This is a genomic window from Modestobacter sp. SYSU DS0904 (genome assembly GCF_054051115.1).
Genome location: NZ_JBJHAQ010000042.1, coordinates 20984 through 31841 on the forward strand (window position 1 = coordinate 20984; position 10858 = coordinate 31841).

Annotated in this window: 11 protein-coding genes; 6 read left to right on the forward strand and 5 right to left on the reverse strand. The window is 77.3% G+C overall.

Annotation, left to right across the window (positions count from 1 at the left end):
- Positions 1 to 6 precede the first annotated feature (6 nt).
- Positions 7 to 714, reverse strand: a complete 708-nt coding sequence (locus ACI79U_RS18990; protein ID WP_457070764.1) for a phosphodiesterase — start codon at positions 712 to 714, stop codon at positions 7 to 9.
- Positions 715 to 779: 65 nt separating this feature from the next.
- On the opposite strand from ACI79U_RS18990, the gene ACI79U_RS18995 reads away from it, so the two are divergent.
- Positions 780 to 1652, forward strand: a complete 873-nt coding sequence (locus tag ACI79U_RS18995; protein ID WP_457070766.1) for a hypothetical protein — start codon at positions 780 to 782, stop codon at positions 1650 to 1652.
- A gap of 311 nt (positions 1653 to 1963) precedes the next feature.
- Here the strand turns inward: ACI79U_RS18995 and ACI79U_RS19000 are convergent, their stop codons facing one another.
- Positions 1964 to 2596, reverse strand: a complete 633-nt coding sequence (locus ACI79U_RS19000) for a hypothetical protein (protein ID WP_457070768.1) — start codon at positions 2594 to 2596, stop codon at positions 1964 to 1966.
- A gap of 135 nt (positions 2597 to 2731) precedes the next feature.
- On the opposite strand from ACI79U_RS19000, the gene ACI79U_RS19005 reads away from it, so the two are divergent.
- The gene (locus ACI79U_RS19005) at positions 2732 to 3571 is read left to right on the forward strand and encodes a DUF1206 domain-containing protein (RefSeq protein ID WP_457070770.1); all 840 of its coding nucleotides are present in this window, start codon (positions 2732 to 2734) and stop codon (positions 3569 to 3571) included.
- Complete coding sequence (locus ACI79U_RS19010) at positions 3568 to 4443, forward strand: DUF1206 domain-containing protein (RefSeq protein ID WP_457070772.1); 876 nt, start codon at positions 3568 to 3570, stop codon at positions 4441 to 4443. The genes ACI79U_RS19005 and ACI79U_RS19010 overlap by 4 nt, the downstream gene beginning before the upstream one ends.
- A gap of 116 nt (positions 4444 to 4559) precedes the next feature.
- Here the strand turns inward: ACI79U_RS19010 and ACI79U_RS19015 are convergent, their stop codons facing one another.
- Entirely contained in the window at positions 4560 to 4922 is a 363-nt protein-coding gene (locus tag ACI79U_RS19015; protein WP_457070774.1) for an STAS domain-containing protein, read from the reverse strand.
- Positions 4923 to 5122: 200 nt separating this feature from the next.
- Entirely contained in the window at positions 5123 to 6247 is a 1125-nt protein-coding gene (locus ACI79U_RS19020) for a 5-methyltetrahydropteroyltriglutamate--homocysteine S-methyltransferase (protein ID WP_457070776.1), read from the reverse strand.
- A gap of 66 nt (positions 6248 to 6313) precedes the next feature.
- On the opposite strand from ACI79U_RS19020, the gene ACI79U_RS19025 reads away from it, so the two are divergent.
- Both ACI79U_RS19025 and ACI79U_RS19030 read left to right on the forward strand, forming a co-directional pair.
- Positions 6314 to 6622, forward strand: a complete 309-nt coding sequence (locus tag ACI79U_RS19025) for a hypothetical protein (RefSeq protein WP_457070778.1) — start codon at positions 6314 to 6316, stop codon at positions 6620 to 6622.
- 235 nt (positions 6623 to 6857) lie between these two features.
- The gene (locus ACI79U_RS19030) at positions 6858 to 7238 is read left to right on the forward strand and encodes a hypothetical protein (RefSeq protein WP_457070780.1); all 381 of its coding nucleotides are present in this window, start codon (positions 6858 to 6860) and stop codon (positions 7236 to 7238) included.
- Between the two features lie 80 nt (positions 7239 to 7318).
- On the opposite strand, the gene ACI79U_RS19035 is transcribed toward ACI79U_RS19030, so the two are convergent.
- On the reverse strand, positions 7319 to 10273 hold the full coding sequence (locus ACI79U_RS19035) for a sacsin N-terminal ATP-binding-like domain-containing protein (protein WP_457070782.1): 2955 nt from the start codon (positions 10271 to 10273) through the stop codon (positions 7319 to 7321).
- Positions 10274 to 10407: 134 nt separating this feature from the next.
- On the opposite strand from ACI79U_RS19035, the gene ACI79U_RS19040 reads away from it, so the two are divergent.
- Complete coding sequence (locus tag ACI79U_RS19040) at positions 10408 to 10716, forward strand: hypothetical protein (protein ID WP_457070784.1); 309 nt, start codon at positions 10408 to 10410, stop codon at positions 10714 to 10716.
- The last annotated feature ends 142 nt before the right edge of the window (positions 10717 to 10858 follow it).

Consider the following 10858-nt stretch of genomic DNA (forward strand, 5'->3'; position numbering starts at 1 on the left):
GCCCGCTCATCGCCCGGACGGCGCCGGGTCGCCGCCCTGCTGCTCGGCGCGGACCGCGGCGTAGGCCGGCCGCCGGAACCGGGCCACCGGGCCGTCGGGCACCAGCCCCGGCGGCGGGTCGAGCACGGCGTCGAAGTGCAGCGGCGGGTCGACCGGCTCGGCCGGCGCGCCCAGCACCACGCGGGCGAACGGCTCCCAGGGTCCCCGGTCGAGCGCCGCGGCCAGGGTGAAGGCCGTGCCCGGCGCCCGGACGGCGAGCGTCGCGCGGTCGCTGGGCAGGGTGGCCGGGCGGGCCCACGCCGCGAGCACCACCGGCCCGACCGGGGTGCGGTAGGCCATGATCGAGCTGTAGGTCGCCGCGGCGTCCCGGCGCGGCACCGGCACCAGCCGGGTCAGCCGGCCCCGGCCGGTGGTGCTCAGCAGCAGGTCGACCGGGCGGCCCCCGGGCCCACCGTCGGGCAGGCGCAGGGCCAGGCCCAGCACGTCGGGCAGCGCCGCGGGGAGGCCCGCACCGCGGCTGAGCCGCACCAGGGCCTGCTGCTCCCCCGGGCGGTCGATCCAGTCCACCCCCCAGGGGGCGGCCGGTCCGGTGCCCTCCAGCCGCGCGGGGAAGAGGACGCCGTACGGGTGCATCGGCTTGGCCCGTCGCAGCCGGGCCAGCGCCACGAGCGGGCGGGCGACGGCCCGCCCGGCCGTCGTTCCGAGGTCTGCCATGTGCTGCGGGGTTACCAGCCGGGGCCCTCGTCACCCCTCGGCGGCGGGCTGAGCAGGATGGCGCGGTGACCACCTCCGCTCCCCCGCTGGGCCTGCTGCTCGACGTCGACGGACCGATCGCCAGCCCGGTCACCCGCACGGTGGCCGCCCCCGGCCTGGTCGAGGACCTGCGCACCCTGCTGGCCGCCGGCGTGCCGGTGGTCTTCAACACCGGCCGCTCCGACGCGTTCCTCCGCGCGCAGGTCCTGCCGCCGCTGCTGGCCGGCGGCCTGCCCCGCGGCGCGCGGCTGCACGCGGTGTGCGAGAAGGGCGCGGTGTGGACCTCGATCGGGCCGGACGGCGCGGGCCCGGTGCACGTCGACGAGGCGCTCGCGGTGCCCCCGCTGGTGCACGAGGTGGTGGCCGAGCTGCTCCCCCGCCACCGCGACACGATGTTCCTCGACGACACGAAGCGGTCGATGGCCAGCGTCGAGGCACGCACCGACGTGCCGGCCACCGACTACACCCGGGCGCAGGCGGCCTTCGACGCCGAGCTGGTCCACGCCCTCACCGGCCGGGGTCTGGGGATCGGCTACCGGGACCGGGTGCACCCGGACGCCGCCGGCGCCGTCCCGTGGCGGGTCGACCCCTCGGTGATCGCCACCGACGTGGAGTCCGCCGACGTCGGCAAGGACCTGGGCGCCCGGCGGGCCCTGACGCTGCTGAGCGCCGACGGGCCGCTGCCCCGGGCCTGGCACACGGTGGGCGACTCCCGCAGCGATTACCGGATGGCGGACCAGCTGCACGCGCTGGGCCACCGGGTCACCCACGTCGACGTACGACCGGCCGGCCCGCTGCCGGCGCGGCCGTACCCCGTGCTCACCGACCCGGCCCTGGTCGACGACGCCGCCGGCGCCGCGCACCTGCACGGGCTGGTCGCCGAGCTGCGCCGGAGCTGATCCGGCAGGGGCCGGCCCGGCAGGCTCCGAGCCGGCCCAGTGCCGGCTCAGTGCCGAGTGGTGCCGCAGTCGTCGCAGCGCTTGCGGCTCGTGCTGTTGGAGCGGTGGCAGTTGTCGCAGACCCAGACGGTCCGCTCGAGGGTGCGCATCTCGCGGTGGATCCTCCCCGGCCGGCGGGCCGGCCTCGTCGCGCCCGGCAGCTCCCGGGATCACCGGCGTCGTTGCCGCGATCGACGCTAGGTCGGCCGGATGACGGGGAGGTGACGCGGACGGAACGAGTCGGGGCGGCCCCGGGTGGGATGCGACACAGCTCAGCGCAGGGCGCCGGCGCCGCAGCCTCCCGCGCTGCACGCGCAGCTGCCGCACCCGGCCGGGGCAGCCGGCTCCGGCCGGCGGGCCAGCCGGGCCAGCCCGGCGGCGGCGGCCAGGTCGGCCACGCCGAGCACGCCGGCCAGCGCGGCCGCCGCGACCCGCGCGGTGGCCAGCAGGGTGTCGACCCCGCCGGCGACGCCGAGGGCGGCCGCACCGAGCACCAGCACGGCCCCCAGCGCCAGCCCGGCGCCCCGGCCGGCGGCAGCGGCGGCGAGCGCGCTCGGCACCAGCACGACGCCGGCGAGGAGGACCCAGCCGGTGGCCGTCGCGGACAGCAGGGCGACGAGCACCCCGACCACGCCGAGCCAGATGGCGACCGCCCCGCCGACGGCGCCGGTGCGCGTCAGCTCCCCGGCCCGGGCGCTGCGCAGCAGGCCTGCACCGCGGACGACCGCGAGGACCCCGACCGCGCCGAGCAGCAGCCGCGGGCCGACCGACCAGGTGAGCGCGAGGACCGCCAGCGCGATCAGGACCGCGCCGAGGGCGGCCGTCCGGGGCCACGTCCGCCGGGCCTGCTCAGGGGTGGTCGGGGCGGTGCCGGGCAGGCGGCCGGCGGTCACGGCGTTCGTCACCGGCCCAGTGTCCCCCACCCCTGCGCGGAACCGGCCGGGCCCCGGGCCCGGCCGGCTGGTCGTCCACCCGGCGGCGCCACCCCAGTTGTGCCACGCTGATCGCCGCATCGGGGGCAGGACGCAAGGAGTTCAGCGGTGGGGACGACCTCGGGGACCGGCACCTCGGCACAGCAGGCGGGCGACAGCGACGCCCTGGAGAACCTGGCCCGGGTGGGGCTGATCGCCTACGGCGTGGTCCACCTGCTCATCGCGTGGCTGGCGCTGCAGCTGGCCTGGGGCGGGAGCGGCGGTTCCGCCGACCAGTCCGGCGCCATGGCCACGCTGGCCGCGCAGCCCTTCGGCCGGACGTTGCTCTGGGTGCTGGCGGTCGGGCTGGTGGCGCTCGCGGTCTGGCAGCTGGCCATGTTGCTGCGCCACGCCCGGGGGCTGCGCAGCTCCGGCGACGAGCGGAAGGAAGCCCTCACCGGCAGCGCGAAGGCGGTCGCCAAGGCGGCCGTGTACGTGGTCCTGGCGATCACCGCGATCCGCTTCGCCACCGGCGGCGGGCAGTCCAGCTCCGGGCAGGAGCAGCAGACCGTGGCCGGCGTGTTCGGCTGGCCCGGTGGCCGCTACCTGGTCGGTGTCGCGGCCCTGGTCGTGATCGCCGTGGGCGCCTACCACGTGCACAAGGGCCTCAGCGGGCGCTTCCTGAAGGAGATCGACACCGCGCACGCCTCCGCCGGCCAACGGCGGCTCATCGAGCGGTTCGGCCAGGTCGGCTACCCGGCCAAGGGCATCGCCCTCGCCCTGGTGGGCGGCCTGCTGGGCTGGGCCGCGATCACCTTCGACGCGGCGAAGGCCAGCGGCCTCGACGGCGCCCTGCAGACCCTGCTCGATGCCCCCTTCGGCCAGGTGCTGCTCACCCTGGTCGCGGTGGGCATCGCGGCGTTCGGCGTCTTCTCCTTCTTCCGGGCCCGGTTCCCGCAGCGCACGTGACCGGCGGGGTGACCGGCGTCCGGCGGCGGGTGCACGACGCGGTCACCCGGGCGCGGGAGGTGACCGACCACCCGGTCCTCGAGCACCTCGCGCGGGTCGGGCTGGTCGCCTACGGCGTGCTGCACCTGCTCATCGCCTGGCTGGCGGCCCGGATCGCCTGGGTCGTGGAGCCTCAGCCCCAGGACGCCGACCAGACCGGTGCGCTGCAGGCGGTGGCCGGCTCGCCCGGCGGCCTCGTGCTGCTGTGGGTGATCGGGCTGGGGCTGCTGGCGCTCGCGGTCTGGCAGGGCGGGGAGGTGCTGCGCTGGTGGACCGGGCTGCTGCGTCCCGGGCACCGGCTGCGGGTGGCGGTGGTCTGCGCCAAGTGCGGGGCGAAGGCGGTCGTCTACGCCGTCCTCGGGGCGACGGCCCTGCTGTTCGCCGCCGGCGCCGGGTACCAGGCCGACGAGCGGTTCCAGGAGCTGACCGGAGACGCCCTGCTCATCCCCGGCGGCTCGACCCTGGTGGCCGCGGTCGGCGTCGGCGTCGCCGCCGTCGGGGGCTACGTGGGGCTGCGCGGGGTGACCGGCGGCTTCATGCGGGACGTCGACCTGCACGCCGCGCCCGACCGGTGGGAGCCGCTGATCGAGCGGATCGGGCAGGTCGGCTACGTGGCCAAGGGCATCGCCTTCGCGCTCTCCGGCGGGCTGCTGGTCCACGCGGCGGTGACCCGCGACGTGGCCACGGCGACCGGGCTCGACGGCGCGATGATCGCCATCGGTGCGGTGCCGACCGGGCAGTGGCTGCTCACCGCCGTCGCCGCCGGCTTCGCCGCGTTCGGGGTGTACGCGCTGGCCCGGGCCCGCTACCCCGACCGCGACCCCTCGGCCTGACCTGCCACCTCACTCCCCACGCACTTCGCGCGCTTCCCATGCGGTGCGGTGCGTGGGAAGGGCGCGAAGAACGTGGGACGGGCCCGCACCGTCAGGTGGGGTGACGCTGGACGCCCTCAGGCGTCGACGACGGTGAAGACGTCCCAGAGCCCGGTGATCTGCAGTGGCCGGACGACGGCGCGGGCGGTGCCGCAGCGCATCTGCAGGGTGCGCCCGGCGGCCAGCGCGGTGCGGTGCGCGGTGGCGAGCACCGACAGGCCGGCGGAGTCGAGGAAGGTGACGCCGGACAGGTCGAGCTCGACCACGTCCAGGCCCGGCCGGGCGAGCACCTCGAGGAGGGCGCCGCGCAGGCCGGGGGCGGTGGTGGAGTCGACCTCGCCGCTCACGGTCACGGTGCATCCAGCGGCGCTGGGCACGGGGGCGAGGTGGACGGTGACGTCGATGCGGGTGGGGTCGATGTCGACGGGAAGTGCGGTCATGATCGCCTCCGGCGGGGACCCGAGCACGGCCGGCGACGTTGCCGGCCTTGCGGCCGGACCTCAGCCGAGGTCCGGTCGCGGCTGGTGATTGAACCGCGTGGCCCTGACGCTAGGGAGCCGATCGGCTGCGCACAAGAGGTCTTCGGCGTGGCGGATCCGCCACGCCGGGGTGACCAGCCATCCGAGCGGCCGGCGACGGGTCAGCCCCAGACCTCCTGGGCGGTCTCCACGACCAGCGCGAGCTTCCGGATCTGGTCGTCGCGGGTGAGCGCGTTGCCCTCGACGGTGGAGGAGAACCCGCACTGCGGGGACAGCGCCAGCTGCTCCAGCGGCACGAACCGGGCGGCCTCGTCGATGCGCCGCTTGAGGTCGTCCTTGCTCTCCAGCTCCGGCCGCTTGCTGGTGACCAGCCCGAGGACGACGCGCTTGCCGGCGGGGACGAACCGCAGCGGCTCGAACCCACCGGAGCGGGCGTCGTCGTACTCGAGGAAGAACCCGTCGACCTCCAGCCCGCCGAACAGCGCCTCGGCGACGAAGTCGTAGCCACCCTCGGCCACCCACGAGGAGCGGAAGTTGCCCCGGCACAGGTGCGTGGTGACGGTCAGGTCCGCGGGCCGGTCGGCCAGCGCGGCGTTGATCTGCCGGATGTAGCGCTCGTGCTGGTGCTCGGCGTCCCGGCCCTGCCCGGCGAGCTCGGCGCGCTGGGCCGGGTCGTTGAGGTAGGCGAGGCTGGTGTCGTCCAGCTGCAGGTAGGTGCAGCCCTGCGCGGCGATGCCCTGCACCTGCTGGCGGTAGGCCGCCGACAGCGCGTCCCAGAACGCGTCCTCGTCGGGGTAGACGGCCGGGTCGATCGCCGCCGCCCCGCCCCGGTAGTGGACCATCGACGGTGACGGGATGGTCAGCTTCGCCGTCTGCCCGGGGCCCACCTGCGACTGCAGGAACGCGAAGTCCTCGCCGAAGATCGGTTCGTCGATGGCCAGCGGGCCGTCGACGTGCAGGCCGGCCGGGGCCCAGTCGATCGACCCGTCCGCGTTCTTGAAGTGGACCTGCCGGCCCTCACCGGCGACCTTGGTGATCCCGTCGATGGCGTAGATGAAGTCCATGTGCCAGGTGGCGCGGCGGAACTCGCCGTCGGTGGCGGTGGCCAGGCCGACGTCGCGCTGCAGCTGGACGGCGTCGGCGATCGCGGCGTCCTCGATGCCGCGCAGCTCGGCGGCGTCGATCTCCCCGGCGGTGTGCCGGGCGCGGGCCTCGAGCAGGGCGGGTGGGCGGAGCAGGCTGCCGACGTGGTCGGCGCGGAACGGCGGGCCGGAGAGGTCGGGCATGGCTCCAGCATGCCCGGAACCCCTGGGGTCCGCCGCCGGGGGTCCACGGCGGGGATACTGGCGGGCATGTCGAAGCGGACCGTCGTCGCCGGGGTCGCGTGGCTGGTGCTCACCGTGCTGGCGTTCCTGGCCGACCCGCTCCTCGGGGCCGTGGTGCTGATCTTCGGCGCGGCCGGGGTCGTCGTCGTCCAGCTGTCGAGCACCTGGGACGAGCACCCGGACTTCGAGGCACGTGAGCTCGTCCGCGCCCGCCGCCGCAAGGCCAGGTGGGAGGCGAACGCCGACGTCCGCGAGCGCGACCGGAGGCGCTACGAGGCGCACAAGGCGCGCCAGGCCGCGAAGGCGGAGAAGGCCCGGCAGCGCGCCGAGCAGTGAACCCGGCGCGCCGATCGGGAACTCGGTCGACCCACCGGGACCGGGGCCCTAGGGTCCTCGTCATGGGCACCCCCTCGCTGCGGCTGCGGACCCCCCGCCTGAGCTGATCCGCCGCGGGCGCTGACGCGCAGCCCCGCCGGCCGCCGGTCCGTGACCGGCCGCACCGCACCCACCCGTTCCCCGGCCACGTCCGCCGGACGTCGCGGGCCGGCCCTGCCCATTCCTGGAGACCCTCATGTCACGACCCACCGCTGTTCCCGGGGGCGCCGCCGCCGAGGCGCGCGCCCAGCTGCCCGAGGACGCGCACGCCGGCTTCGACCGCCTGGTGCACGCCGTGCTCACCTCCCCCGGCAACGGCGGGCAGTCCGCGCGCGGCGCGGCGCTGCGCAGCCAGCTGCCCGGCACCGCCGGGGTCCGCTGGTTGCACGCCGAAGGGCTGTCCCCCACCGCGCGGGCCTCGGCGCTGACCTCCGACCACTGGCTGTCCCCGCACACCGCCTGGGCGGCGCACGAGCGGGCGCCTCGGGGCGGCGGCCGGCCGGCCGGCTCGTCCGGCCGGGCCGACAGCCGGCACGGGCACGCGCCCGGGGCGCAGGCCGCACCGCGCTGGTTCTGAGGAGGGAACCCCCGCGCCTCCCCGGCCCCCGTGCAGGGGCCCGCCGCGAGCCTGCGAGCGGTGGGGGGCACGGGGATCCTTCACCAGCCGACGGCGTCCTCGGCCGCCAGCTCGGCGGCCCGGTCGGGGTGCGCGAACGCCTCGGTCAGCGCGGCCCGCAGCGGCCACACCCCGGCCCGCCAGGCCAGCGCCCGGCCGAACGCCGCCGGGGTGCCGTCGACGGCGTCCGGGTCGCCCGGCCACCAGGGCACGGTGCGCCCGCCGGTGACGGCGAGCTCGGCGTGCACCGCCACCTGCCCGGGCAGCTCGGCCAGGCCGAGCCGGGCGGCGGCCAGCCCGGCGCCGGGCACCTCGGCCCACGGCAGCGTCCGCACCGGCCGGCTGGTCACCCGGGCCCGCCCGGCGAGCTCGGAGGCCAGCGGCAGGTCCAGCAGGTCGGCCACCGCGCCGGGCGCTCCCCCGGCCGGCACCAGTGCGCGGTCGACCAGTGGCTGCAACCACGGCGCATCGAGCACGACGGCGTCGTCGACCACCTGCCGCGGGCCGACCCGCACCCGCTCCGGCGGGTCGACGTCCACGCCGTCCAGCGCGGCCGCGAGCTGCGCGTACACGGTGCCCACCACGGCCGGGACGACGCTGCGCCCCGGGTCGCCGAGCCGGTCGAGCAGGTCCAGCGCGTCGTCGACGTCGGCCAGCACGTCGGCGACAGTGGCCGGTGGGGCGAGCAGTGCCAGCACGTCCGCGGGCAGCTGGGGAGCCGATTCGTACAGTCCCTGTAACTCCGTGCCCGCCGGGTGCCGCAGCCGGTCGGGTCGCTGCCCGTCGAGCACCGGCGACGTCCGCAGCCACCAGCGCAGGTAGCCGGGCACGAGGGTGCCGGCGAGCCGCACGTCGGCCCGGGCCTCCGCGGGGAGGGCGGCCAGCAGCGGCAGCGCGCGGGGCCAGTCGCGGACCAGCTCGAGGTCCCGGACGGCGGTCAGCGCCGGCCAGTCCGGCGGCGGGGCGTCGGCGGGCAGCCGGTCGAGCACCGCGTCGGCCCACTCCTCGGCGCGGTCGACGTCGAGGTCGTCGGGGTGCTCGGCGTGCACGGTGGCGAACCCGTCGAGCACCCCGACGGCGACCAGCGCCGCGCGGTCGTGCCGGCGGGCGAACCCCCGGTCCAGGGTGCCCAGCGCGCCGCGCTCGAGGACGGCGGCCAGCGGTGAGCCGGGCAGCACCAGCTCCCCTGCCGGCGCCCAGCCACCGTCGTCGTCGGGCAGCGCCAGCTCGGCCAGCTCCGGGTGCTGCCCGCCCTCAGCGGCGGCGACCAGGGTGAGCACGGCGTCGGCCAGCGGCGTGACGTCCTCGCCGTCGTCGGCGCGGTCCAGCGAGCTCCGCACCGCCGCGACGACCGCCGGGTCGGCGAGCACCGCGGCCGCGGTGGCCGGTCGGGCGCCGAGGCGTTCCAGCACCTGCGCGGCCCCGCCGGTGACGGCCGCCGGGTCGGCGATCCGCAGGCCCAGCGGGGCGAGCCGGCCGGGCGGCAGGGCGGGGTCGGGCAGCAGCACCCCGGCGGGGCTCTGCGCGGTGCGGCCGTCGGCGAGCGGCACCGGCAGGGCGGCGAGCTCCTCCCGGTCGGCGTCGGCCAGCGCGGTGTACAGCGCGGCCCACCACTCCCCCGGCCGTTGCACGCCGCGCACCGCCTCGACCACCTCGGCCAGCCCGGCGCGACGCGCGCCCAGCGCGGCGAGCACCGGCCCATCGGTGCGCCGGGACCAGCCGGCCGGCAGCAGTCCGGGCAGCACGCCGGCCAGCGCGGCGACCCGCTCGGGCGTCGGGTCGTCGAGGGCGACCGCCCGGTCGGGCCGCAGCGGCGGCTCCTCGGGGTCGGCGGCCGGCAGCCAGGCGGTGCGGGTGAGCCGGTCGAGCACCGCCCGGCAGAGCGCGGCGTCCAGCTCGGTGGCGGCCAGGCCCGCCGCCGGCACCAGCCGCAGCAGCACCGGTTCGGCGGGGAGCCCGGCGAGCAAGTCGGCGTAGGCGTCGGCGAGCACCGCCAGCAGGGCGTCGGTGACCGGCCCGGGGGCGACGTGCCGGCGGTCCGGGCCCAGCGGGAACGGGGCGATCAGCCGGGCGGGCAGCGACACGGGCTCGTCGCTGGGGGTCGGCGCGTGCAGCACCTGGCGGCCGGGCAGCGGAACGGGGACGCCGTCGTCGTCCAGCGGCACGGCGCAGGTGACGGTGTACCCACGGCGATCACGCTCCTCCACCGGGCGGTCGGCGAACAGCTCCGCGGGCAGCTCCCCGGAGCGGGCGACCACGGCCCACGCCGTGCGGACCGGGCCGTCGGCGAGCAGGACCCGGCCGTCGTCGGTGGCGCGGGTCAGGGTGCGGACGGTGCCGTCGAACGCCACCTCGATCTCGGCGAGCGCGGGCAGGCCGAGCAGCAGCGTCGGGCCCAGGTCGCGCAGCGCGGCCCGCACGACGGCGCCGGCGCCCGGGCGCAGCGGCAGGACGACGGCGGTGACGAAGCCGTCGGGCACCTCGCCCGGCGCTTCGAAGGGCAGCCGGAGCACCGGGACGGCGCCGCCACGACGGTCCAGCTCGGCGGCGAGCTCGGGGACGGCGGCCACCGCCTCCCGGGTGGCTGCGGCGCTGAACCGCACCGACCGGTCGGTGGAGAGCACGGCGGGCTCGTCGCTGACCGCGAGCACCGCGGCGAAGCCCACGCCGAAGCGGCCCACGCCCGCACCGTCCCGCTTGTCCGAGGCGCGCAGACTGGCCAGCGCCTGGACCCCGGCGTCGTCGAGCGGGGCGCCGGTATTGGCCGCGGTGAGCGTGCCGTCGGTTCCGTCGCTGCTCAGGGTCAGCCGGAGCCGGCCGGGCACCCCGGCGCGGGCGGCGGCGTCGGCGGCGTTCTGGGCGAGCTCGACCAGCAGCCGGTCCCGGTAGCCGCCGCGGGCCAGATCCTCCTCGGCGTTGGCGTCCTCCCGGAACCGGGGCGGGGAGTCGGTCCAGGCGGCGAGGACCCGCCGCCGCAGCTCAGCAGGCTCGGGCACGCGGCCGAGCATCCCACCGCCGGCCAGTACGTCGATGGAACCGGGCATCCCGGTGACGTGACACCCTCGCCGTCGTCGGGCCCAGGGCCCGGTGACGCCGGTGAGGGGATCAGGCGATGACGGTGCGGCCCATCGTGAGCGCACTGACGGCGGTCGTCGTGCTGACCGGTTGTTCGTCGGGCGAGGGACGTGGGACGCGGCCGATCGTCGGGTGGTCGGCCGCCGACGACGTGCTGCACCTGTGGCTGGAAACCTGCAACGGCGACCCCAAGACCGACGTCGTGCAGACGGACGATGACGTGACCGTCACCGTCGTCTCGACGAAGCACGACCCCGGGGACGCGTGCCAGGACGCGGTGACCGTCACCCTCGATGACCCCCTGGGCTCCCGCACGGTCATCGACGGGTCGACCGGTCGCGAGGCATCACCGATGGAGGGTTGACGCCTTCCGACTAGTTGTACTGACCCGCAGCGTTGTTGACGCGGTCGATGGGTGAGCGTCCGCCGATGCCGAGGTGGGGCCGGTTCAGGTTGTAGTGGTTCAACCAGGTCGGCAAGAGGGCGGTGCGGTCGTCGTTGCTGGC